At 70.3% G+C, this 22,839-nt stretch carries 22 protein-coding genes; 13 read left to right on the top strand and 9 right to left on the bottom strand.

Going from position 1 to position 22,839, the window contains the following annotated elements; all coding sequences use genetic code 11:
• Positions 1-897: 897 nt before the first annotated feature.
• The 10 genes from ACIGFK_RS14710 to ACIGFK_RS14665 all read left to right on the top strand — a co-directional run bounded on the left by ACIGFK_RS14710 (position 898) and on the right by ACIGFK_RS14665 (position 8,833).
• The gene (locus tag ACIGFK_RS14710) at positions 898-2,037 is read left to right on the top strand and encodes a hypothetical protein (protein WP_400051967.1); all 1,140 of its coding nucleotides are present in this window, start codon (positions 898-900) and stop codon (positions 2,035-2,037) included.
• Between the two features lie 47 nt (positions 2,038-2,084).
• Entirely contained in the window at positions 2,085-2,789 is a 705-nt protein-coding gene (locus tag ACIGFK_RS14705) for an ATP-binding protein (protein ID WP_400052096.1), read from the top strand.
• 111 nt (positions 2,790-2,900) lie between these two features.
• Positions 2,901-3,548 carry a WhiB family transcriptional regulator gene (locus tag ACIGFK_RS14700; RefSeq protein WP_400051965.1) on the top strand — a complete coding sequence of 216 codons (648 nt, stop codon included), beginning with the start codon at positions 2,901-2,903 and terminating at the stop codon, positions 3,546-3,548.
• Between the two features lie 82 nt (positions 3,549-3,630).
• Positions 3,631-4,611 (top strand): DUF2637 domain-containing protein, encoded by a 981-nt coding sequence (locus ACIGFK_RS14695; protein WP_400051963.1) that lies wholly within the window; start codon positions 3,631-3,633, stop codon positions 4,609-4,611.
• On the top strand, positions 4,608-4,799 hold the full coding sequence (locus ACIGFK_RS14690; RefSeq protein WP_400051961.1) for a hypothetical protein: 192 nt from the start codon (positions 4,608-4,610) through the stop codon (positions 4,797-4,799). The genes ACIGFK_RS14695 and ACIGFK_RS14690 overlap by 4 nt, the downstream gene beginning before the upstream one ends.
• 92 nt (positions 4,800-4,891) lie before the next feature.
• On the top strand, positions 4,892-5,575 hold the full coding sequence (locus ACIGFK_RS14685; RefSeq protein ID WP_400051959.1) for a MobC family plasmid mobilization relaxosome protein: 684 nt from the start codon (positions 4,892-4,894) through the stop codon (positions 5,573-5,575).
• Between the two features lie 12 nt (positions 5,576-5,587).
• Complete coding sequence (locus ACIGFK_RS14680; protein WP_400051958.1) at positions 5,588-7,300, top strand: mobilization protein; 1,713 nt, start codon at positions 5,588-5,590, stop codon at positions 7,298-7,300.
• A 103-nt stretch (positions 7,301-7,403) separates the two neighbouring features.
• The gene (locus tag ACIGFK_RS14675) at positions 7,404-7,835 is read left to right on the top strand and encodes a hypothetical protein (protein ID WP_400051956.1); all 432 of its coding nucleotides are present in this window, start codon (positions 7,404-7,406) and stop codon (positions 7,833-7,835) included.
• Between the two features lie 96 nt (positions 7,836-7,931).
• Complete coding sequence (locus tag ACIGFK_RS14670; protein ID WP_400051954.1) at positions 7,932-8,606, top strand: hypothetical protein; 675 nt, start codon at positions 7,932-7,934, stop codon at positions 8,604-8,606.
• 38 nt (positions 8,607-8,644) lie between these two features.
• Positions 8,645-8,833 carry a hypothetical protein gene (locus ACIGFK_RS14665; RefSeq protein WP_400051952.1) on the top strand — a complete coding sequence of 63 codons (189 nt, stop codon included), beginning with the start codon at positions 8,645-8,647 and terminating at the stop codon, positions 8,831-8,833.
• Positions 8,834-9,192: 359 nt separating this feature from the next.
• Here the strand turns inward: ACIGFK_RS14665 and ACIGFK_RS14660 are convergent, their stop codons facing one another.
• The 3 genes from ACIGFK_RS14660 to ACIGFK_RS14650 all read right to left on the bottom strand — a co-directional run bounded on the left by ACIGFK_RS14660 (position 9,193) and on the right by ACIGFK_RS14650 (position 10,809).
• The gene (locus ACIGFK_RS14660; protein WP_400052095.1) at positions 9,193-9,753 is read right to left on the bottom strand and encodes a DUF317 domain-containing protein; all 561 of its coding nucleotides are present in this window, start codon (positions 9,751-9,753) and stop codon (positions 9,193-9,195) included.
• Between the two features lie 234 nt (positions 9,754-9,987).
• Positions 9,988-10,314, bottom strand: coding sequence for a hypothetical protein (locus ACIGFK_RS14655; protein WP_308313446.1), 327 nt, complete (start codon positions 10,312-10,314; stop codon positions 9,988-9,990).
• A 132-nt stretch (positions 10,315-10,446) separates the two neighbouring features.
• Entirely contained in the window at positions 10,447-10,809 is a 363-nt protein-coding gene (locus ACIGFK_RS14650) for a DUF317 domain-containing protein (protein ID WP_400051951.1), read from the bottom strand.
• A 383-nt stretch (positions 10,810-11,192) separates the two neighbouring features.
• Here ACIGFK_RS14650 and ACIGFK_RS14645 point away from each other — a divergent pair, with 383 nt between their 5' ends.
• The 3 genes from ACIGFK_RS14645 (at position 11,193) to ACIGFK_RS14635 (ending at position 15,936) form a co-directional block, all read left to right on the top strand.
• Complete coding sequence (locus ACIGFK_RS14645) at positions 11,193-13,169, top strand: ATP-dependent nuclease (RefSeq protein ID WP_400051949.1); 1,977 nt, start codon at positions 11,193-11,195, stop codon at positions 13,167-13,169.
• Positions 13,166-15,097: a UvrD-helicase domain-containing protein gene (locus tag ACIGFK_RS14640; protein ID WP_400051947.1), complete on the top strand. Its 1,932-nt coding sequence runs from the start codon at positions 13,166-13,168 to the stop codon at positions 15,095-15,097. Before ACIGFK_RS14645 ends, ACIGFK_RS14640 begins: the two co-directional genes overlap by 4 nt.
• A gap of 254 nt (positions 15,098-15,351) precedes the next feature.
• Positions 15,352-15,936, top strand: coding sequence for a DinB family protein (locus ACIGFK_RS14635; protein ID WP_400051945.1), 585 nt, complete (start codon positions 15,352-15,354; stop codon positions 15,934-15,936).
• 92 nt (positions 15,937-16,028) lie between these two features.
• On the opposite strand, the gene ACIGFK_RS14630 is transcribed toward ACIGFK_RS14635, so the two are convergent.
• The 6 genes from ACIGFK_RS14630 to ACIGFK_RS14605 all read right to left on the bottom strand — a co-directional run bounded on the left by ACIGFK_RS14630 (position 16,029) and on the right by ACIGFK_RS14605 (position 22,802).
• Positions 16,029-17,069, bottom strand: a complete 1,041-nt coding sequence (locus ACIGFK_RS14630; RefSeq protein ID WP_400051943.1) for a collagen binding domain-containing protein — start codon at positions 17,067-17,069, stop codon at positions 16,029-16,031.
• A gap of 80 nt (positions 17,070-17,149) precedes the next feature.
• Positions 17,150-18,838, bottom strand: coding sequence for a collagen binding domain-containing protein (locus ACIGFK_RS14625; RefSeq protein WP_400051942.1), 1,689 nt, complete (start codon positions 18,836-18,838; stop codon positions 17,150-17,152).
• Positions 18,839-18,926: 88 nt separating this feature from the next.
• Entirely contained in the window at positions 18,927-19,403 is a 477-nt protein-coding gene (locus ACIGFK_RS14620) for a hypothetical protein (RefSeq protein WP_400051940.1), read from the bottom strand.
• 20 nt (positions 19,404-19,423) lie between these two features.
• Positions 19,424-20,233, bottom strand: coding sequence for a DUF317 domain-containing protein (locus tag ACIGFK_RS14615; protein ID WP_400051938.1), 810 nt, complete (start codon positions 20,231-20,233; stop codon positions 19,424-19,426).
• Between the two features lie 65 nt (positions 20,234-20,298).
• Positions 20,299-21,507, bottom strand: coding sequence for a hypothetical protein (locus ACIGFK_RS14610; RefSeq protein ID WP_400051936.1), 1,209 nt, complete (start codon positions 21,505-21,507; stop codon positions 20,299-20,301).
• Positions 21,508-21,542: 35 nt separating this feature from the next.
• Entirely contained in the window at positions 21,543-22,802 is a 1,260-nt protein-coding gene (locus ACIGFK_RS14605) for an MFS transporter (RefSeq protein WP_400051935.1), read from the bottom strand.
• Between the last annotated feature and the right edge of the window lie 37 nt (positions 22,803-22,839).

The raw sequence follows: 22,839 nt of genomic DNA, 5'->3' as shown, positions 1-22,839 counted from the left end.
GTGGCCTCGACCACAGATGGTTGGTTAAACGTGCAACCACACCCGTCAACGCCCAGCCGCGTTCCGTGACGAATCTAGACATTCCCTCACCGGCGGTTTTCCATGATCAGGAAAGCGGCAAATCCTTGCCGGTTTTTCTTGCAAGCGGGCGAATGGCCATTCACGCCGCCGACGGCCACCCCAGGGAAGTCGAAGCAAACCCCCCAACCACCCTTGAAGGTAAAGGGTGTTACTCGGATCCCCCATCCGACCTTCACGCGCCCCACACATCCATCTACGCGCGTGGATTCGCCCTTGAGATGCCGTTGACGAAGGCTTTGCCTGCGGGCTTAAATCCAAACCTGACCAGCCGGTACAGAGCGACAGCCTGCCGGTTCATGAACGTGGGGGCCCTTTTGAAGATCCTTTTTGGCGCGCCCGGAGCACGCCTGGGCATCGCTGCCACACAACGGCTCACACCTGCACGCCCTGACGCATCGACGAAATACTTGGCACGTACAACCTTTCACGGCTTGTAGAGCCAGGTCTGGATCTTGTGCGGGCGTCTGCGTATGTTCGTCGTCCCCCACCGGGAGGCAACCCGGTGACCGGCGAAAGGAACGCGTGCAGGACACACCAAGCGGCTAGTCCGTAAATGCAGTCGGCGCCCGGGAGAAGGCAACTCCCGGGCGCCGGACGCGAAGAGTCTCATCTCCAGCCGAGGCAACGGCCGGAGAGACCCGTCATCACCGCGCCGGCCCTTCCTACAGGACACACCGGCTGCGGCATCACTCAGGGAGAGTTTTGCATGGGCACGCCCCTGCGCGAAAGGCCGGACCCTCGGGCCGCCGCCGCGGACTGTGCAGCGGACACCGCTCACCCGCCCTTTTCGGGCCTCTGGCGCGGGGGTGAGGTCTGATGGCACGCATTCGCACCATCAAGCCCGAGGCTTTCGAATCCGAGGACCTTGCCGCCGTCGATGTCACCGCGGTGCTCACGTTCTTCGGGCTGCTGACCCAGGCGGACGACTCCGGCCGGTTCCGCGACCACCCCGCCATCATCGCCGGGCGGCTGTGGGCGCTGCGCCCGGAGCACACCCCCGCCCACGTTGCCCACGACCTGGAGCAGCTGGCCGAGGCCGGCCTGGTGTGCCGGTACACCGGCTGCGACGGCAAGTCCTGGCTTCACATCGTGACTTGGGACCGACACCAGAAGATCAACCGCGCTTCGGAGTCGCGACTGCCCCGCTGCCCGGCCCACGAGGCGGCGAAGGCGTGCGGCGAGTGCGACCGCCCCCAGTGCCACGCCCAGGCCCATACGGCGGCCAGCCTCCGGCAGCCGCCCCCCGAAGCCCACGAGGCACACGTCGGCGCCGTCGGCGCAGGCGACTCCGCGAGCGCTCACGGAGCGCTCACGCGAACCGTTCCGTCCGATTCGCCCGTATCCATGCCCACTATGACGCGCGCCACCGTCACCCCGAAGCCTGAGACCGAGGCCACTTCGCCCCGGCACCCGCCGCTCGCAAGCGCTGCAAGGGAATCCGCATGTCAGGGCAGTGCAGCCCAAACAGATGACGTGACGGGCGCCACGTTCACTGAGGGTTCACGGTCTGGATCTAGGATCTTGGATCCTGGATCTTCCCGTAGGGGGCGCGAGGCGCCCGCGCTCGGCTCCTCCCCGGAGACTGCGCTGGAGGCGGCCGACGCGAGCGAGTGGTCGGCAAAGGTCTTGATGGCCGAGTACCTGCGCGGCTGCCCCGGAGGGCGTCCACCGAAGAAGGTCCTCGGGCACCTGGGCAAGGAGATCCGCTCGCTGCTGGACGAGGGCTACGGCCCCGACGTCCTGAGGCCGGCGCTGGAGCGACTGCGCGCCAAGGGGCTCAACCCCAGCGTCCTGCCGAGCCTGGTCAACGAACTCCTCAACTCCGGGCCAGCGCCGTCGTCGAGCTCGAGCCCGTCCTCCGCCTCCGGCGCGGGGCCCTGGGCCAGCGCATCCCCCGCCTACACGCCGTACCTCAACCCCACCGAGCCGACTGGAACTTTCGGAGTCGCCCTGTGAACCGCACCAGCCTCGCCGACCCCCAAACCACCGCGGACAACGCTGCGATGGTCTGGATGCGGCGCAAGCTCGCCGAGCGCGGCATCGACCCCACCGCCCCGGTCGCGGACACCCCGGAAGCGATCCCCGCTTTGGAGGCCGCTCAGCTGCGAATCCCGCGCGACTACCGCGAGGCCCAGGTCGAGCATCCCGCCGTAGCCGAGTGGGTCCGCACCATCGCCAGTAGCGCCGTCGGCCACGCGGCGAGCCCGCTGATCCCGCACTTCGGGACGCCTGGGCAGCGGGAGATCACCCACGGTCACAGCCTGCTGCTGTGGGGCTCGACCGGCGCCGGCAAGACGCACCAGGCGTACGGCGCGATCCGCGCCCTGACCGCCGCAGGGTGCGGGGTGCGCTGGCACGCCACGACCGCCGCCGACCTGTTCGGCGAGATGCGGGCCCGGGGCAGCGGCGATCCCGAGTACCTCCTGCGGCGGATCGTGCGAATCCCGCTGCTGCTCCTGGACGACCTCGGCGCCGCCAAGAGCAGCGAGTGGACCGAGGAGATCACCTTCCGCCTGCTCAACTGGCGGGCGCAGAACCAGCTGCCGACGATCGTCACCTCGAACTTGCCGCCGGTCCGCATGCCGGGGATGGCCTCCGGCCAGCCGGTGCTGCGGGACAAGGTCGGCGACCGCGTGCTGAGCCGCCTGTCCGGCATGTGCACCCCGGTCCACCTCGACGGCCCCGACCGCCGCTTCCGCGCCGCCTGACCCGCCGCGCCCGCAACCTTCCACCGCCCGGCCCGCGAACCGGTGTGCCGACACCCGCCGCCACGTCCCGCGCACGCTCGCCGCCCGCGGCATGCCCTGGAGACCCATCCCATGCGCCACATCACCACCAACACCCAGCCCGTCCCGGACCTGCGCGGCATCGCCGACATCTCGTGGCACGACCAAAGGAACTGCCGCGACCTCGACCCTGCGGAAGCCGACCGGCTGTTCTTTCCCGCGCCGCGGGCCCACACCGACATCGCCGAGGCCAAGACCCTGTGCGGCGCCTGCCCCGTACGCCAGGCTTGCTTCACCCACGCCCTGGACAACGACATCCGGTGGGGCCTGTGGGGCGGGCTGACTGAGGCGGAACGGAAGCCCTGGCGTGCCAAGGTCGCCAAGCGGCTCGACTACCAGCGGGTCCGCGCCGCCCTCATGGGCCGGGATGTCCATCTCTCCGCCGCTGAACGCGAGGCCGTCTCTCGCGCCGCCCACGTACGCGGATGGAGCGCATCGCGGCTGGCCTACGCCCTCGGGGTCGACCTTGATCACGCCCGCGATCTCCTGCGCGAGGCCCGTCACGCGGTGGCCGACCGCGACCGGTACTGGAAGGTCCCGGCCGCGGACAGCGAGGAAGCCGGCACCCCGGACCAGGGTGAGGAGGCCAGCAGCGAGACCGCCCCCGAGGAAACGTTCTGCCAGGTGCCCCGCCAGGCCCAGACGAACGAACTGATCAACGCCCTGAAGAAGGCGGCCTGAACTGCCCGGCGCTACTTCCCGCCCGGTCCACCGCCGGCGGACGCACACCACATCACCCAGCGAGCCCGGAGAAAGGAAGCCCTTGACCGAGGAGACCGCCGACCGATACGCCCTGATCGCTGCCGGGACAGTGATCATCGTCCTGACCGGCGCCGGATTCTGGCTCTCCTACGCCCATCTCGCCGAGGTCGCCGGGCGGCACGGCCTGGATCGCTCGCCGATCCGGCAGTGGGCCTGGCCCGCCACGCTGGACATGTTCATCGTCGCTGGCGAACTGCTGATGCTGCGGGCCGGACTTCGCAGGGTGACGGACTGGTGGGCGGTCGGGCTGACGGCTGTCGGGTCACTCGGATCGATCGCCCTGAACGTGGCCGGCGTGAACGGCACCACGACCGGTCCGGTTCCGCTCCTGGACTACCTGGTCGCGGCGGTCCCACCGACCGGCGCGATGCTGGCCTTCGGAGTCCTGATGAGGCAGATCCAGCAGCGCGTCGCCAGGCCCGTCCGGAACAGCCGGACCGAAACCCGGACCGGACCGGGGCTGAGCGGGACCGCCGGACCGCAGGACCGCACGGAAACCCGGACCGGCCCCAACCCGGACGGGACCGACACCCCCACCGGACCGCCCCGACCCGGACCGGACCCGGACCCAAGCCGGACCGCCGGACCGCAGGACCGCACGGAAACCCGGACCGGCCCCAACCCGGACCGGACCAACACCCCCACCGGACCGCCCCGCCCCGGACCGAAACCCGGACCGCGTCAAACTCGGACCGGCCCGGCTCGCCCCCGGTCCGTCCGGGCGAAGGTGCATGCCGGACGGTCGGACCGCCGGACCGGACCGCGTCGCCTGTCCGAGGCCGAGGTCGTCGAGCTGGTCCTCCCGGACGTCCCCGCGGTCCTGGCGGCGGAGGGGAACGTGCAGATCACCAGGGCACAGCTGCGGGGCATCATGCGCGCCCGCGGAATCCCCCTCGGCAACGAGCACATCGGTCCCGTCCTGACCGCGCTTCGTGCCGCTACCGCCTCCACCACATCCTCGGAAGGAGCCACCCGCCGATGAAGACGTGCGACCGATTCACCGACCTGAAGGCCGGATACGAACGCGACATCACGTTCCTGCGCAACCATGCCGCTCGTCACGCGGGCAGCAACGCCTCGAAGTCGAGCACGCGTCACGCCCTGGCGGTGAAGCAGAACATGGCCAAGGCCCTCTCCCGCCATTACACGCACTGCCCCCTGTGCGGGTGAGCTGCACCCCTGCCAGTTCGGCGGCCCGGACCAGCACCCGGGCCGCCGCCCCGTTCCCGCACCTCGCCTCCCGGAAGGAGCCGAAAGCGCCGATGCCCTCAGCCGAGAACCCGCGCGAAGCGAAGCCGGACCAGCCCGTCAGACCGGCCGAGTCCCCCGGACGTGACCACCGTTCGCCTGGCACCAACTCGCTCCCAGGAGGAGCAAGTTATCCCTTTGGACACTCCACCATCGGCGGAGTGTCCAAAGGGTTCCCTGCCCCTGGGGGGCAGGGCCTCGTCCGGCGCCGGGGGACGCCTGACGAGGAGGCTGCGACCGAGGGCGGATCGCAGCCAGGAGGGGACCAACAGCCCACGCACGAAACCGCATCTGCCGCGCCCGCAGCAGCCCGTACCCGACGCCGTACGTACAAGCGCCGTCAGCGCCCCAACGTGTGCAGCGTCCGTATGAGCGACGACGAGCTCGTGCTCGTCGCGACCGCTGCCAAGACAGCCGGCGTCACCCTCGCCGGCTTCTTCGCCCGCGCCGCCCTCAGCGCCGCCCGCGATCCGCAGACCAGCGCCGCGGCCATCGCAGGGCGCCGCGAGATGGTCGCCGAGCTGTTCGCTGCCCGCCGGGACCTCGGACAGATCGGCAACAACCTGAACCAGCTGACCCGCGCGATCAACTCCGGTGCCCAGCCGCCCGACGCCCAGCTCGACGCCGTACTCGACGCGGTCCACGGCGCCTCCGCTCGTGTCCAGGGCGCCACAGACCAGCTCCTCGAACACACCTAGGACTCCACACCCATGGTCCCGAAGATCCACAAGCGCGGGCAGCGCACCATCGGCCTCCTCTGCTACTTGTACGGGCCGGGCAAGGCCGAGGAGCACGTCGACCCGCACCTGGTGGCTTCCTGGGACCACGGCGCCCCCGACCCCGGACGCGATGCCGAGGTCACTTACAAGCAGCTCCAGCAGCTCCTCGATCAGCCCCTGGCCCTGCTCGCCGAAGACGAACGGCCGGCGAAGCACGTGTGGCACCTGTCGGTGCGCAACGGCCCCACCGACCGGACCCTGTCCGACGAGGAATGGGGCGACGTCGCCCGCCGCATGGTCGCCGCCGCCGGCATCGACGACCCCGACCAAGGCTCCGGCTGCCGCTGGGTCGCCGTACGCCACGCGGACGACCACATCCACATCCTGGCCACGCTGGTGCGTGAGGACGGCAACCGGCCGGATCTCGATTTCGACGCCGTGCGCGTCCAGGCCGAAGCCCGCCGTCTGGAAGAGGAGCTGGGTCTGCGCCGCCTCAACCCCGGTGACGGCACCGCCGCGAAGCGGCCCACCAGCGCCGAACGCCACAAGGCCGCCCGCCAGGGCCGCGAGCGCACCGCCCGCGAGGAACTCCGCGAGACCGTCCGACGGGCTGTGGCCGGAGCCGAGAGCGAGAACGAGTTCTTCGACCGCCTGGGCGCCGCCGGCGTTCTGGTGCGCACGCGCGTCGCACCGTCCGGTGACCTCCTGGGGTACACGGTCGCGCTGCCCGGAGACGTCAACGCCCAAGGGGAACCGGTCTTCTACCCGGGCTCGAAGTTGGGCCCGGACCTGTCCCTGCCGCGGATCCGGGAGCGCTGGTCCGGCCGCCGGACCCACAGCCGGGCCGCTGAGCAGACGGTGCCGTCGGGGCCCGCATCGGCGCGGCGCCGGGCAAGCACGGCGCTGTGGCAGGCGGTGCTCGTCATGGACGGCGCGGACGACGCGGTGGCTGCGGCGTACATCGCGGCTGCCGGTGAGGTCCTGGACGCGCTCGCGAAGACGTCCGCCGCCCACACCCGGCGCCAACTGCAAGAAGCTGCCTACGTGTTCGAGCGGGCCTCCCGCTCCCACGTGCGGGCCGAACGCGGTCATGACCGGGCTCTTCGTCAGGCTGCCCGTGACCTGGTCTACAGCGGTCCGGCGCTCGGGCGGGGGGAGGACGGAGCGACGACCGCGATGGTGATCGACGCCGTGTTCTTCCTGGTGACCGTGGCCGCGCACTGGCATGGGAAGAAGGCACACGCCCAGCAGGCCGCCGCCGCCCAGCTGGCCGCCGAGCATCTGCGCACGGCCTACCGGGCCGCCGCCGCGCAGCCGATGGGTGTGCTGGCCGTACGGGGCCGGTCCCTGGCTCCTCCGGTACTGCGCCGCCAGGTCCAGCGGGTCCGGGAAGCACTGCCGTCGCCGTTGGCGGAGCAGGTCCTGGCGGAGGCCGGGTGGGCGGCGTTGGCGGCAACCCTTGCCGATGCCGAGGCGGCCGGGTACGACGCCACCGCGCTGCTGGCCGATGCGGCTGCCCGCCGGGAGCTGGCGAGCGCCGAGTCGGTTTCCGACGTGCTGGTGTGGCGGCTGCGCCGCGCCGCGGACCTGCCGGCCGACGCCCAGGCGGCGCCCCTGCCCGACGGTGGCTCCGTCCGGTCATCTCCCTCCGGGCGGAAGGCCGGGAACCCGGCCGCGAAGGGTCCGCAGCGCCGCAGGAGGTAACCGGACTTTCAGGGATTCGCGAGTTGCTGCAGATGGGGGCGGTGGGGCACGCTTCATGACCCGCCGACGTGTGCGGGGAGCCAACTCTGGGAGGGGAGCCCAAGTGTTCGGTCGCAGGAAGGCGAAGCAGGAGCGTGGGGAGATGGGGCCGGCGGGTGTTCCGTGGCTGGCGTACCCGGAGCCGCAGTGGCCCGAGCCGGCCCCCTCGGCGCCCGAACCCGCTCCGGCCGCTGCGGTAGTGGACGACTTCCTGCCGCCGGACTTCCGGATGGACACCGACGACGAGCTGGCCGGCCGGTTCATGCTGTGGCGGCGCCCCCTGGTCGTCGAGGGTGAGGTCCGCGCCTGCCCGCAGTGCCAGGCGTACCGGGACTGGGTCATCCTGTGCACCCAGGGCCGGATCTGGCTGCGCTGCCGCGACGAACACGAGACCCTGGAGCCCCACCTCGACGTGGCCTGGTACAACCGCAACAGCGGCCCGAGCAACGGCAAGTTCGGCACCCTCGAGGAGGGCCTGCGCTCCCTCGACCACTGATCCGGCACCGCGCCCCTGGACCCCCTGTATTCCTGCCCCGCCGCTCCGAGGAGGCGGCCACGGTCAGCCCACTCGCATCCGACCCAGGGAACCCGCATGCGCCTTCGCCATTCCGCCATCCTCACCAGCACCTGCCTCGCCCTCTGGGCCCTGACCGGCTGCTCCGCCCCGCCCTCCCACAGCGCGCCCGCCTGGAAGCAGGCAGAGACGCCCATAGCTACCGCCGGCGACCACGGAGTGCTGCCGTCGGAGCGGCTCACGGACGGGTTGCTCACCGCCGACGATCTCGGCCCCGGCTACACCGCCCGCCCCGCCACAACCACGGGTTCGCCCGAGGCGTCCGTCCAGGGCTGCCCGCAGCTGGAGCAGCTGGGCAGCGCCGTGGACAACCCGTACGTGATGTTCCCGAACCAGGGGAAGCGGGTCTTCACCGGCCCCGGCGGCACCCAGCTGACCGAGGAGTTGTACTCCGCATCGCCCAAGGAGCTTGCCGCGGGGGCCGGGCGGATCATGACCGCGATGGGCGCCTGCCCGTCGTACCAGCTGGTCACCGCCACCACCGTGGCGGAGGTCCGCACCCAGACAGTGGCGGTGCCCCGCCTCGGCGACGAGCAGTGGGGGCAGGTCCTCACCGTCACCGCCGGCGGACGGCGCACCATCGTCCAGCAGACCGTGATTCGCGCCGGGGCCGTACTCCTGGTCATCTCTGGCAGCCCGGCAGAAGTCACGGTCCACGCGCAGGCCGCCCTGACCAAGGCAACAACCCGCTGAGCCCCCTGTCCCCTTTCCTTCTCCTATATGGAGGTTCCGTGACCGAGTTCGTGTCCGCGGAGGCCCTCACCCGCCTCACCGCCGCCGGCGATCCGCAGGTGCGGCTGATGGTGGCCCTCGCTGCCCTAGGAGCAGACCGGGCGCAGATTGTTGGCGCCAGGTCCACCGGGCGCCGCGGCGAAGTCGCGCTTCCGGACAGCGAGCGTGCCACGGCGGCGTTCGCCTAGCTGCAGTCCCTGCTCGGCGCAGCCAACGCCCAGGCAGTGCGCCGCTCCGGCATCTGTGCCCGTGCTGCCCATCTCACGGAAAGCCTGGCCGCAGACGGGGGTCTCCCGGCTCTCCACTGGCACAAGCCCGGTGACCAGCCGCACGGAGGTGCCACGGGCCACGGCCGCTGACCGGCGGACAAGGCCACCTCTCCAACCGACGCCCCGCCCGACTCGCGCACACACGCCGAGGCCGGGCGGGGCGCCGGTCTCGTCGGCAGGCATCGCGACCGTCTTCTGGAGCCGCACATCGATCCGTGACCGTACTGCGGCGCAAAAGGCCGACGGCCGGACCCAAGCGGGGTCCGGCCGTCGGCTAATCAGACAGTCGGTTGCACAGTGAGCTGGCCCTCGCTGCTCTCCGGCAAGGTATGGCGGAGCACCGGTGCGGGCGAGGCCAGAGAGGCGGCGAAGGCCGCGACGAGATCATGCGGCGTGCTCGCGGAGAACATGGCGGCCCACAGGAGCCCGGCGCCCATTCTCGGTTCGCACCATGCCTGCCAGCCCGCCGCATCCGCCTCGGGATTGAGGACGAGCGGGTCGCCGTCCTGAATGCCCTCGTCCGGCAGGGTCGTCAAGACCATGGTGGCGGCCAGCCGGGGGTCGGACATGGCGGTGGAGGTGTCGAGGTCGCAGACCCAGCCACCTCCGGCTAGCGCGTCGAGCACCATCTGCGGCCCGGCGTAGCCGTGGGCGGGATCCGGGCGGCCCTCCAGTGCGAGCAGGAAGTCGGTCACGGCCTCGGGCGGGGTTCCGGCGGAGAAGTATGCATTCCACTGGGGAAGGCTGTCGGGGGTAGCCCGGGCAGAGACAGTCCACGCCACCGGCTGATCGCCCAAGAGGATGGGCTCGTCGGCCAGCACCCACTGCGCCCAGCTCAGTGCATCCTGCGCGACGTACAGGACGGTGCTGCGAAGTACCTGCCGGGCTTCGTCGGACTCGTCGGGCTCACGCCGGCCTCGGACAAGGGTGAGGCTGGTCCAGCCCGCATCAGTGAGGTGGGAGCCGACTTGGTCAGCAAGGAGGCCATCGTCGCCGGCGAGGTGGCGCGGGGTGACCCAGTAGGCAGGAAGCGAAGAGAAGTCAGGGGGCGGGGGCAGGAGTGCTCCTTGTCGTCAAGGGGTGTCGCGGCTCGTGTCGCCGTCGGAGACGGCGCGCAGCCGCCGTCCCCGTGCAGGCGGCTCGACTGGAGGCATCCAGGTGAGGGCTTCGGCGACCGGCCTGGGCAGGTTCCCGTATTGCACCGCCTCCGCGTCCTCGGCGAGATACACGATCGGCCGTTCGTCATGGTCCGTGCCCACAATCACGGCACCCATCTTGTGGGCCATGGGGAAGAAGGGGTTGATCGCGAGCCGGACACGGGCGGAGGGGTCCGCCGCGGACAGGTGCTTCATCAGGTCGGCGACGGTCATCTCGACGCCGGGCTCGGGCTGAGGGGCCACGGTTCTCCTCACGGGCGGAAAGCGCTGTGGTGGATGCGGATGTGCGCCGCGCGGCCTGCGAGAACAGAGCGCGGGGGAACAGGGGAGCCGCCGGAGGCCGGGGGCGAGGATCCGCGCCGCAAGGCGGCGTGGTCACTGCTGTCGGCGAGCGGTGGCGAGCACCTCGGAGACGGTAACGGCCACGAGCCGTGCCGGGGTTTGGGGATCGAATACGACACGGTAGCCAGGAACCTTGGCGGTGCCGGTGACGGCCAGGACCCAGCCCTCATCCTCCGCTCCGGGCCGGCCGTCGGGAAACCAACCGAGATACAGCCGGCCGTCAGCCGAAGAGATGTGGGTGTCGGCCCTGTCATCGACGATGAGGGTGAAGTCGCCGTTCGCCTCGGGGAAGCAGTCGATAACCTCGGTCGGCTGACCGGGCCCCAGAAGCCAACTATGCAAGCGCAACTTCTCGATCGTAGTGCGGAATCCAGCGTTCGATAGCTCCACCGTCACACGCATCACCTCTCTGACCTGGGAACATTCCGAATCCTCGGGAAGGTCGTCTAGGTTGACATGCACTGCAACGTTGCACCAGTCCTTGCGGGATCTTTCCTGTCTGCCACCGGCGAACTCTGCCCTTGGACATCTGTGGGATATCAGATCCTGTGGCCGAATCTCACGGCAGGTGGCCACTCAACGGCCGATTGGCCACGAATCCGAGCCCGACTGGTCAGCTTGTTCACTCCGTGGAGTGAGTCGACGCGAGGTCCGCTGAACCGGGTGGGGGCTAGGGCAGCAGCCACACCTCCAGCACGGCTCTCGTCAGGATCACACGGTTTCAATACCATCATGTGCGCGGTCGCCGTTCATGACGTCGTTTTACCGGAAAGTGACGAATGTTCATCGAGAAGCTCGTGCTAGAGAATTTCAAGTGCTTCGGGCCGGGGCGCACTTCCCTTCGCCTGGACCGGGGCATGACTGCCTTCATCGGTGCCAATGGTTCGGGCAAAACCGCGGCCTGCGAGGCGCTGCTGCGATTGTTCGGGATATCCGGGCAGGAGCGGTCGGTACGTGTGGACGACTTTCACGTGCCCGTCGGCGAGACCCACCCCGCCGCCAGCCGCGAGCTCACGATCGAAGTGGTGCTCGCGTTCCCCGAACTCGACGACAGCGGGGAGAACAACGATGGCGATGCCGCGGATGATGCGGAGCGTCAGCAGCAGGCCGAGCCGCCCCGAGCGGTCCCGGAGTTCTTCCGACGCATGGCCACTGCAGAGGATGGCGACCTGAAGGTCCGGGTGGCACTCCGGGCCGAATGGGTCGATGACGGCACCGTGGAAGGGGCGATCACCGAGTCACGCGTGATCGTCAACACCCTTGCCGAGGAGTACAGCGAGGACGACTATGTGCAGCTGACTGCTGCGGAGCGCAGCCGCATCCAGATGATCTACATCCCGGCCTCCCGGGACGGCGTGCGCCAGGTGACGGCCTTTCTCCGCAGTCGGCTGTGGCGAGCTGCGCAATGGTCAACTGACCTGCGTGACCTCGTCAGTGGCCACGCGACCGAAGTCGCCGAGAAATTCACCGAAGAGCCCGTGGTCCAGGCGGTCGAAAGCGCGCTGACCACCCGGTGGCAGGAACTGCACGACGCGGGGCTGCACTCGGATCCCAAACTGCGACTCCTCGATGGCGACTTCAACCAGCTGGTCCGCGACTCCGAGCTCGTATTCGAGCCCGACCACAACGGTCGCTCCAGGCCAGCCCGCATGCTGAGTGACGGACAGCGGTCACTGCTGCACCTCGCCCTGGTCGCGGCAGCTATCGACGTCGAGGCCGCGGTCCACGAAGGCCAGCACAGTGATGACTTCACGCTGCAGGCCGCTCACCTGCCACACCTGACCCTGATCGCGGTGGAGGAACCTGAGAACTGCCTTTCGCCGTTCTTCCTGTCCCGCATCGTTGGCCAGCTGCAAGATCTGAGCGGCGCCACAGCGACGCAGACGATCCTCTCCAGCCACTCCCCCAGTGTCATGACCCGCATCCGTCCCGAGGACGTCCGACACTTCCGTACGGCGTCGGCCACCGCGACCGCATCAGTCCGCGAAATCACCCTCCCCGACGACACCACCGAGGCAGGCAAGTACCTGCGGGAGGCGGTGCGTGCCCACCCGGAGCTGTACTTCGCCAAGTTCGTGGTGCTCGGCGAAGGCGACACCGAGCAACTCGTCATCCCCCGAATCGCACAAGCCCACGGCGTACAGCTTGACCCGTCGTTCGTAGCGATGGTGCCGCTCGACGGCAGGCACACCAATCACATGTGGAAACTGCTCCACGACCTGGACATCCCCCATGCCACCCTATTGGACCTCGACTACGGCAAGGTCGGCGCGGGCCCGGCCCGCCTCCGCGATGCCTGCAAACGCCTCATCGACAACGGGCTGGACCCGCTAGAAGGGCTCGCCGACTACGACGAGGTCGAGGAGATCCACGACGACCTCCTCCTCAAGGACATCAAGCCGATCCTGACCCACCTGCGCACATTCGCCGTCTTCTACTCCGCGCCGCTCGACCTCGACTACGCCATGCTGTGGGCGTTCGACAACGCCTACAAAAACGTAAGGGGCAACCAGCGCGGCCCGGCCTCCAGTGATCCCATCACCTCGGTCCTGGGTGAGAAGGGGACTAGGCCAGCCTTTTGGAACGAGTCACGGGCCGAGTCGCTGGGCTGGTACCGCTACCTGTTCCTGACGCGGTCGAAACCGAGCACCCACTTGGGCGCGCTCGGCCGCATCAGTGACGAAGAGCTCCGGCTGAATTCGCCTAAGGTCCTCAAGGCTCTCGTGGAGCACATCCGGAAGGAGATCTCGCGTTGAGCGCATCAGACCGTCTCGCTCCGACGAGCGCTCCGCCACTGCGCCCCAAAACACTGATCTCGGTGGAGGATTGGCGCCCTGCGGGTATCGAGGATCTAGAGCCGGCCGCGTGGGAAGCTCTACAGGACACCGGCAATGTGGCAGTCGTCGCCGGGCCGGGCGCGGGCAAGACAGAGTTCCTCGCTCAGCGCGCCGCCTATCTCCTGCAGACCGGGCTGTGTCCGTGGCCGCAGCACATTCTGGCGATCTCCTTCAAGCGGGACGCTGCCGCCAACCTCGGCCGCCGGGTCGCCGCCCGCGTTCCGGACCACGCCAGCCGCTTCGCGTCGATGACCTTCGACGCATTCACCAAGGGGCTGGTGGATCGGTTCGCGCCAGCCCTCCCACCGGACTGGCGGATGAGCCACGGGTACGACATCCGCATGACGACCGACTCCGAAGTGAGCGACTTCCTCAACACCGTCGCCTTCTCGGCGCCACAGACGCTGGCCGGGCAGCTCGGGTTTCAGCCCGGGCGCTTCGTCTCCGACATCGTCGGGGGATGGAACCTGCCCGAGAAGGTGCCGGCGGACAACAACGTCGACGCCGTCTCCTACGCCGTACGCGAGTGGTGGCGCTCCCGATACCTGCGGTCGGGGAAGGCGGAGGTCGACTTCGTCATGCTCAACCGGCTCGCCGAGCTGCTGGTTCGCACGGTGCCGAAGCTCCGGCGTGCCCTGCGGATGACTTACCCCATTGTTTTCGTCGACGAGTTCCAGGACACGACCAGCGCACAGTTCTCCTTCCTCACGTCAGTGTTCGGCGAGGAGACTTCGGTGACCACGGTCGGGGATGGCAAGCAAAGGATCATGGGCTGGGCCGGCGCAGTGCCCGAGGCCGTCCAGCGTTTCACCAGCACGTTCAACGCCACCACCTACTGGCTGGCATGGAACTTCCGCTCTAGCGACGCCCTGGTCGCGCTGCAGCACGTGATCGCCAGCAAACTCGATCCGACCACAGTGCGAGCCACGTCGAAAGCAACTGCCGAGGATGGGCACGAGCCGGCCATGTTGTGGACGTTCTCCGGCGGAGATAGAGAAGCGAAGTTCATCGCCGACTGGATCGCCCAGGACATCGCTGGCTCGAGCCGTGCACCGGCAGACTTCGCGCTCATCGCACGACAGAGAATCAAAGACTTCGAGCCGCTGTTTCGGGCCCGCCTCGCCGTACACGGCATTCGAGTCCGCAACGACGACGCGCGGGTCGGCAAGATGACCCTCCAAGATCTACTGAAGAGCGAGACGACTCGCCTGTTCGTAGGACTGCTCCGGCTGGCGCACCAGCCCCGTGGGCTCGCCGCAGCGTGGCAGGAGGTAGCGGCGACTTTGGAACGTGTACACGGCGCAACCGACGACGAGACGGCCCAGCAGCGTGTCGGCGAGGACCTGAGCGACCTGACCACCCAGCTCCGTGCCTGGCAACAGTCCCACCCTCCGTCGACCACGTCTGCGACGGAAGCCGTCCGAAAGGTGCTCGACCTCGTGGACAGCGCAGCCCTACGCCGCTATGTGAAGGCCACGGCACCCGGCGAGGAGTTCGATCTCATCACCGACGCATTCGAGAAGCGCCTTGAATCGGTGCTTGACGGAGCGGCCGACTGGGGTGTGGTGATCGACGAGTTCGAGTCCGCCGATGCCGTCGTCTTGCTCACCACTCACCGCAGCAAGGGCCTCGAGTACCACACCGTTTTCTTCCTCGGTATTCACGGCAAGCAGTGGTGGGCCCTCGGAAGGGACCCGCGTGAAGGAACATCAACCTTCTTCGTGGGTTTGTCCAGGGCTGCGCAACGGCTGGTCTTCACCACGGACCGGTCCGAGCGTAACGGCCCCATCGCAGCCTTCTTCGCGATGCTCACCCAGGCGGGCGTGCCCGAGATCGACCAGGGATAGGGCCAGCCCCGTGAGACTGCCCCGTCCGACACAGTGTGAGATGCCTCGTAAAGCCGCGGGTCCCAGCTTCGCTTCGGTATGCGAACTATGAGACCCCGCACCATCGAAGTAAGGGATTGCCTCACGTGGAGGTTCCGCGAGTTGCTTGTAGCTGGTCAGGGCGGCGGCCGTGGCCAGGCCTCGGCTCTGCCAGTCGTTGCGGACCACATACTCGATCTTGAGGCCACGAGCAGCTCATGGCAGGCTCGTGCCCCGTGATCGATGAGTTCGCGAAAGACAATCTGCACAACAGACTGCGGCGGGACCGCGAGGCGCTGCTCTGGAAACTCGACGGCTTGTCCGAATATGACGCCCGCCGGCCTTTGACAGCGACCGGGACCAACCTTCTCGGCCTGGTCAAACACGTGGCCACCGTCGAGGCCAGGTACTTCGGCGAAGTCTTCGACCGTCCTTCCCCGGAACCGCTGTGCCGGTGGCAGGAATCCGGCGGGAGCGATCAGTGGGCTGCCGAACACGAGACCCGCGATCAGATCATCGGGTTCTACCGGCGCACGTGGGAACACTCGGACGCGACGATCAACAAGCTTCCCCTCGACGCCCCCGGCCACGTGCCGTGGTGGCCGGAGCCCCATGCCGACACGAACCTGTTCGCCATCATGGTCCACGTCCTCGGCGAGTCCAACCGGCATGCCGGACACGCCGACATCCTGCGCGAGGGCCTCGACGGCCGGACCGGGATGCGCCCCGAACACGAGAAGCTGATCGACGAGGAAGCCCGCGCAGCCCACTGCGTGAAGATCGAGCAGGCAGCCAGGTCGGCCGCACCGACCAAGGCCTAGAGGTCGTGCCAGGTGACTTGATGTTCCCGGAAGCCCCTGAAACGCCGATGCCCCGGGAACCTGTCTGGTTCCCGGGGCCGGTGGTGGTGAGGTCAGTTGTCGTCGGTGCGCCGGTGCTGGCCGGTGCCGGTCTCGCTGTCGTCGTTCTTACGGCGGCGTGCGGCGTAGACGGCGCCGCCTCCGGCGGCGAGGAGGAGGCCGCCGATTGCCAGGAGCCATCCATTGGTGCTGTCGGCGCCGGTGTGGGCGAGGGAGCCTTCGGGCTTGGCGTCGGGTGCGGTGGGGGTCGAGGTGGCGGTGCCTATCTCCGTGCTGCTGGAGGGAGATGCGGCGTCGGACGGTTCCCCGGTGCCGGTCGAGGACGAGCTGGTCGGCGTGGGCAGAGAAGTGGGGTCGCCGGTGGGCTTGGCCGTCGGCTTCCCGGTCGGCTCCTCCGTGGGCTTGGTCGTGCCCGTGTTCGTGAAAGCCGCGGTGGTCTCGGCGCCGGGCTTGGCCGTGATCTCGACCGGGGTGGTCTCCAGCCGGTAGCCATCCGGGGCCTTGGTCTCAGTGGCGGTGTAGGCGCTGCCGGTCTTCTTGCCGACGGGGAGCGGAGCCTTGGCGGTGCCGTCCGGTCCGGTCGTGAGGGTAAAGGCGCCCTTGTCGTCCTTGGCATCCTTCGGGGCAATGTTGACGACGGCCCCGGCCAGGCCCTTGCCGGTGACCTTGAGGGTGAGGCCGGCGGACTTGTACGGGTCGGTGATCGCCAGGACCTTGGGGTCACCAGGTGCGACCACGACGTCCTGGTCGGGAACGGTGCCCAGCAGCGGGCTGCCGGAGCCGGTCTCCTTAAGGCGTACGACGCCAGGGGTGAGGTCGGAGAAGGCCAGGGTGCCGTCGGAGCCGGTCTTGCCTTCGGCGAGCGACTTGCCCGCGGAGTCGAGCAACTGGAAGGCGGCTCCGGGGGCGGGCTGGCCTTCGGGATCCGTCTTGACGATGCGCAGTCCGGCCTTGTCCGTCGGCGCCGGGTCTCCCTGGTCCTTGGGGGCCTCGGCGGACGGGGAGGGGGCTGCGGTGGCGGTGGTGGCCGGGCCTGCCAGGGCGGTGGCGGCGGTCAGGGCGAGCGCAGTGAACAGGAGGGGGCGGTGCTTCATCAGGGGTGCTCCGGGCGGGATCGTGCGGTGTGGGACGGTGGGGCGCGGGCCGCGAGAGCGGGGCCCGGCAGCGCTAGGGGTCAGTTGGGGGCGTCGCCCGTACGGCGGCGGCGGTTGATCAGGTAGAGGCCGCCTCCTGCGGCGAGCAGGGCGGTGGCTCCGCCGGCCAGCCAGGTGGTGGCGTCGGCGCCGGTGTGGGCGAGGGATCCGGGCGGCGTCGTCGGCGGGGTGGTGGCCGGGGGTGTCGCGGGCGGGGTGCTCGGGCTCGGCGGCGTGGTCGCGGTGGGCTTGTCGACGAGGGTGACGGTGACGTCGGCGCCGGGCCGGGCGGTGAACGCGACCGGTGTGGCATCGAGTTGGTAGCCGTCGGGGGCCTTGGTCTCGCCGACCCAGTAGCGGGTGCCCGACTTGAGCGTGACGTCGAGGGGGACGGTCGCGGTGCCGTCGGTCCCGGTGGTGAGGCTGGTGATCACCTTGCCGGGGGTGTGCTTGCCGGTCTTGTCCGTATCGTCGGCGCGGATGGCGATGACCGTACCCGGCAGGGTCTTGCCGGTGTTCTTGTCGGTCTTCTTCACCGACAGGCGGGCCTTCTTGAACGGGTCGACCAGGTCGAGGGGGTTGGCCTGGGCGGTGCGTCCGGCGGTGATCGTGATGGTCTGCTCGGGGACCAGGTCGTGGACGGGGCTGCCGGAGGAGGTCTCGCGCAGCCGGTAGGTGCCGGCGGGGAGCTTGTCGAAGACGAGGCTGCCCTGTTCATCCGTCTTGCCCGCGGCGACCTGCTTGCCGTCGGAGTCCAGGAGCTGGAACGCGGCGCCGACGAGGCGGGTGCCTTCGGGGTCCTTCTTGCGGATCGTCACGCCGCCGGTGGCCTCGCCGACGGTGATGGCGGCGGAGTCCTTGACGCTGGTGGTGCCCCCGGCGAGCAGCATCCGCTGGGCGGCCGGGTTCTTGGGCGTGAGGACCTGCAGCCCGATGGCCGGCAGCCCCTCGGCCGTCGCGGTGACGCTGGCGGTCCCGGGCTTCTCGGCGGTGAACTCCCAGGCGCCCATGCCGCTGTCGTTCGTGGTGACCTTGCCGGATGCGGTGCCGGAGCCCGACTCGGCGAGCGTGACGGCAACCTTGGGAACCGGCGTGCCGGCGGTGGTGGTGACCTTCACCGCAACCGTGACCTTCGTCCCGGCAGTGGTGTTCTTCACCGACGGCGTGATCTGGAGGGTGTAGGGGCCCGCGAGCTTCTTGGCCTCGGCGACGTAGCCCTGGGCGAGGGTGCGGGCGGTCGGGGAGACGACCGGATACGCCAGGCGCTGCTTCCCCCGGTCGCCGTCGAGAGCGTAGGTGCCGCCAGCCAGGTATTCGTACACCACGGCGTCGACTGCTGCGGCCTGGGCGTTGTCGCGGGTCTGCCCGTATTTGCCGATCACGTAGGCGGCCTGTGCCAGGTTCTCCTTGGTAACGGGCTTCCCTGTGACCGAGGACGTCCAGGACGGCACCGGCTGCGGGTCGCTGTAGCCTCCGGCGTCGGCCGGGCCCTTGCGTTCGGGGTCGGCGCAGTAGGTCTCGGTGTCGCCGTGGACGGCCGGGCCGGGCGGGCCGTAGGCGCCGATGTGGCTGGAGGCCGCGTGGCCTTCGGAGTCCGGGATGGTGTAGCCGGGGCCCAGTACCGCGGGGGCGTCCGGGGCGGCCACGGCCTGCGCGGGCAGCAGGGTGCCGGCGGCCAGGGCGGCGACGGCGACGGCCAGGTGAGCGGGTCGGGCGAGGCGAAGGCTCATAGGGGGAAGAGGTCCTGTCGGTGAAGGGAATGAGGGTGCGGACGCTGGCGTGTCCGCGAATGCCGGGGTCGGCGGCAGCCGGGTTGGCCTACCGAGCCCGGGCTGGGGAGGTCCGGGCCTGCGGCACCGGAGCCGTGAGGGGAGACGGGCCGGTGCGTACCGGCGGGGCGCCGGGGATCCACAGGCGTACGTACTGGTCGATCGCGACGCGCAGCCGGGTGACGTTGATACCGATCCAGGGCGCGTGCTCGCTGTGGTTCCAGTCGGTGACGGTGCCGTACCCGTCCTGGCCGGGCTTCTTGCCACGGCGGCGGTCGCGGACCTCGAAGGCGCCGTAGTCGGCGAAGCGCAGCACCGCGGTGTCGATCCGCCCCTGTTCCATGTGTACGACCTGCAGGCGCAGCCCGTCGTAGCGCCCGGCGTAGATCGTGGGAGCGAAGTCGATACGCAGGCGCAGCGGGAGGTCCGGTACGGGTGCGGCGTAGTAGGCATCGCCCACGACGGCTGCCTCCGTGTACGGCAGCGTGAGGTGGTCGGCGAACAACTGCTCGGTAAACAAGGCCACAGGGCTTCCTCGTTGGTCGGTCAGCGCCGTGCGGCGGGGCGCGCGGGCAGGGCGGCGGAGGGGGTAGTGGCGGTGCTCCAGCGCGGAATGCTGCCGACCGGGACAGGCGGGCGGACTCCAAGGCGGGGCCGGAGGTCGCGGGGAGTCGGTACCGGCGGGCGGGGCGGCACGACGGGCGTGAGCTGGGCGCGGGCGGCGAGCTCGGGGTGGAGGCTCTCGCGCCAGCGGGCAGCGGGAGTCGGATCGGTGAAGGCTGCCGCTGTGGCGGCGATGAGGTGGGAGGGCGTACGGGGGCTGAAGGTGATCTCCGCGCGGGTGCCCCAGCCCGGCGGGCCGGCCCACAGCTGCGTCCCGTCCTCCAGGTCGCGGCGCGAGCGGTTGATGTAGAGCCCCGCGTTGCGGTCCGGGGCAGCCAGCTCCACGGTGCCGACCTCGGCGCCCGTGCGCTCCCAGCCGGCCGCGACCAGCGGTGCCACGCTGTCGGCCCAGTAGGGCGACGGGGCCGCGAGGAAGCGGTCCTGGCCGTCGGCCCAGTCCTGGGCGAGCGCGGCGGTCAGGGCCGCGACGAGTTCGGGCGGGGTGTTCTGGTTGACGATCGCGGTCCACTGGGGTCCGGAAACGGCGTCCGGCGCGGCACTGATGGTCCACAGGTCGTAGTCGTCGCCCGCCCAGCCGATCCGGATGCGGTGGTCCGGACTGGTCACGACGAGCTGGTGCGAACCTTCGTCGAGGTGGTGGTGGGGCCAGTGCGCGACCGGCGCGAAGCCGGCATCGCCGTAGCCGGGTGATCCGGCGAGATACCGGGGCGTGACGTGAACATCGCCATCCACGGGAGTAACGGTGGTTCGGGGGGCGGGTACGGGCAAGGGCGTCTCCAGGACTGAAGGGGTGGCGGTCAGCGGGCGGCGAGGGCAGCGGTGGCGGCGAAGACCGGGCGAGAAGCGATCGCGGAGGGCAGGACGACGTCCGGCCTGCGGATGGCGGCCAGGTCGGCGAGGACCTCGCGCTTGGCCTGGGCGCGCAGGGCCGGGGGGAAGACGTCCGCCTCGAGCCTGCCGTCCGCGGCGGCATACGGGCGGAGCCGGGCCAGGATGCGGGCGGCGGCGGCCGGGTGCTCGGCGACGAGGCGGTCGAGGGCCGCGTCCAGGGCCTGGAATCGCAGGTCGTGGTCGGGAGCGGCGCGGCGCCGGTCGGTGACCGTCCCCGCGTACTGGTGGATCAGGCGGGTGTGTTCGGCCCGGCGCTGCCAGATCGCGACCAGGAACCGGCGCGCGTTGAGGATCTTGAAGGCGTCCTGTTCGGGCAGGTGGAAGAAGTCGCCAGGCAGGACACCCAGGGCGGAGGGGCTGGAGGCGCGGGCCACCGGCACGGTCAGGGTGGCGAGTTCGTCCAGTGCCGTGTTCCAGCGCCGCTGCAGCAGCGGGTGGCGCAGCGCGGGGTCACGGTCGTTCTGGTCGCGGGCGTCGTCGGCGACGGCGCTGCGGAAGGCCACAACTCCCCTGGCCAGGAGCTGCTCGACGCCCGGCGTGCTGGGGGCGGTGAGGTGGCCGTCGGCCCAGCCTTCCTCGATCGTGTCGAAGATGTCCTTGGCGAGCGGGCGTGCGGGCAGGCCGGCAGCGGCCTGGGCCTGGGCGAGGAGCTGGGTGAAGCGGGCGGGGTAGGCGTGGGCGAGCCAGCCGCGGGCGGTGGTGACCGTGTCGGTGGACGCGGTCCCCTCGGCAGCGTCGCGCGTACGGCTCTCGGCTCGGCGCAGCGCGGCGGCTTCCCGGTGGACCTGGTGGAGGGCGGTGCGTACCTGCCGCAGCTGGCGGGAGGTACGGGCGGCGCGCGGGTCTCGGCGGTAGGTCATCCGCTCGACGGCGACCTGCAGGTCGCCCTCGGCGAAGGTGAGCGCATCGCGCAGGTCGTGGAGGCGGCCGGGAGCGTGGAGGAGGTCGTGCTGGGCGGGGCGCAGGTAGTCGGCGGCGTCGGCTATCGCGGCCGTCACCAGGTGATCGAAGCGGTCCTGGAGGTAGTCGGAGAACGCCGTGTCGTCGAGGTCGGCGACTTCGCGAAGGCGGAGGCGGTGGTGCTGCGGCTGGGGAGCGTCGGAGGTCGCGGGCATGGTGGTCCTTTTCGAGGGGTTGGTGGCTGGGGCGTTCAGGCGGGGAGCGGGCGGCGGGTGGCCGGATGGGTGCGGAGTTTCGCGAAGGACACGGCAAGTCCTGCGGCCTGCAGGACGGCGCAGGCGGTGATGGCGTGGCCGAGGAGGTCGGGCGGGGTGAGCGCGACCAGGGCTCCGGCGAGGGGGAACGGCGCGAGCAGCAGCAGGATGATCAAGCTGAGGGTGCTGCCGAACACTTCGGCGGGTACGAGGTGGGCGCGCAGGGTGCGCAGCACCACGGTCATGCCCGCCTCGCCTGCCATGAGCAGCGCCACCAGGACCAGGAAGGTGGTGTAGGTGTCGGCGGCTGCCAGTGCCAGGCAGGCCAGGGAGGCGAGGGTTGCTGCGGTGGCGCCGACCGGCCACAGGCCGGCCCGGTCGATCGCGAACCGGGCGAGGGCGACCATGGCCAGGGAGGCGACGGCGGCGGCCGACCAGACGAGGCCGACCTGGCTGCTGGTGCCGCCGAGCTGCTGGATGACCAGCACGGGACCGGCGGCCTGCACGAGGCCGATCGCGGTGTTGGACAGCACCAGTCCGACGCACAGCCAGCCCAGCGCGGGCAGCGAGCGCAGGGTCAGCCAGCCGATCCGGAGTCCCTGGGCGACTGGGACTGGGGCGTCCTGGGGCCAGGCGGGGCGCTGGCGGGGGGCCAGGGCCGCGCCGAGCAGGGAGCAGGCGGCGATGGTCAGGAGCATGCCGGTGGCACCGGTGTACTGCAGCAGGACACCGGCCAGGGCCGGGCCGGCGAGCGTGGCGCCCTGGTCGATGCCGAGCAGGACGGCCTGGACGCGGTGGGCGTGGCCTCCGGCGTCCCGGCTGGCGGCGCCGCCGGCGGTCTCGGCCGCGATGTAGGAGAACTCCGTGAGGACGCCGGTCAGCGCGGCGAGCAGCATGACCGTGGCGATGGCGGCGGTGCCGCCGACGGTGGGGAGCACGAGGGCGGCGGCCAGGACGACGAGCGCGCGCAGGACCGAGGCGATGCGCAGGACCCGGGTGCTGCCGAAGCGGTCCACGGCGGCGCCGGCGAGGGCGAACGCGCCGAGGCGGGGCACCCATTCGAGCATGAAGGCGATGCCGGTCAGGGTGGCCGAGTCGGTGACGGCCAGGACCAGCAGCGGGATGCCGTACGTGCTCATGGCGAAGGCACCGGCATCGGCGGTGCGCGGGACATAGACACCGCGGACGGGCCCGAATGCGGGGACGCGGACGTGTCGGCCGGTGGGTGGCCGCAGGGCGGCGTGCTTGGGAGGCATCGTGTTTCCGGGGAGGTGGGACGGATACGTTCGGGGG

The sequence above is a fragment of the Streptomyces sp. NPDC085524 genome (assembly GCF_044541755.1).
Taxonomy (GTDB): Bacteria; Actinomycetota; Actinomycetes; order Streptomycetales; family Streptomycetaceae; genus Streptomyces.
Note: the sequence above shows the minus strand (reverse complement) of the source record. Positions and strands in the feature narration are given on the sequence as shown.

Excerpts from the sequence above, each read along its gene's own strand:
- ACIGFK_RS14630 (WP_400051943.1), bottom strand. The coding sequence starts at position 17,069 with ATGAAGCACCGCCCCCTCCTGTTCACTGCGCTCGCCCTGACCGCCGCC.
- ACIGFK_RS14645 (WP_400051949.1), top strand. The coding sequence starts at position 11,193 with ATGTTCATCGAGAAGCTCGTGCTAGAGAATTTCAAGTGCTTCGGGCCG.
- ACIGFK_RS14625 (WP_400051942.1), bottom strand. The coding sequence starts at position 18,838 with ATGAGCCTTCGCCTCGCCCGACCCGCTCACCTGGCCGTCGCCGTCGCC.
- ACIGFK_RS14670 (WP_400051954.1), top strand. The coding sequence starts at position 7,932 with ATGCGCCTTCGCCATTCCGCCATCCTCACCAGCACCTGCCTCGCCCTC.
- ACIGFK_RS14700 (WP_400051965.1), top strand. The coding sequence starts at position 2,901 with ATGCGCCACATCACCACCAACACCCAGCCCGTCCCGGACCTGCGCGGC.
- ACIGFK_RS14690 (WP_400051961.1), top strand. The coding sequence starts at position 4,608 with ATGAAGACGTGCGACCGATTCACCGACCTGAAGGCCGGATACGAACGC.
- ACIGFK_RS14705 (WP_400052096.1), top strand. The coding sequence starts at position 2,085 with ATGGTCTGGATGCGGCGCAAGCTCGCCGAGCGCGGCATCGACCCCACC.
- ACIGFK_RS14710 (WP_400051967.1), top strand. The coding sequence starts at position 898 with ATGGCACGCATTCGCACCATCAAGCCCGAGGCTTTCGAATCCGAGGAC.
- ACIGFK_RS14680 (WP_400051958.1), top strand. The coding sequence starts at position 5,588 with ATGGTCCCGAAGATCCACAAGCGCGGGCAGCGCACCATCGGCCTCCTC.
- ACIGFK_RS14685 (WP_400051959.1), top strand. The coding sequence starts at position 4,892 with ATGCCCTCAGCCGAGAACCCGCGCGAAGCGAAGCCGGACCAGCCCGTC.
- ACIGFK_RS14605 (WP_400051935.1), bottom strand. The coding sequence starts at position 22,802 with ATGCCTCCCAAGCACGCCGCCCTGCGGCCACCCACCGGCCGACACGTC.
- ACIGFK_RS14610 (WP_400051936.1), bottom strand. The coding sequence starts at position 21,507 with ATGCCCGCGACCTCCGACGCTCCCCAGCCGCAGCACCACCGCCTCCGC.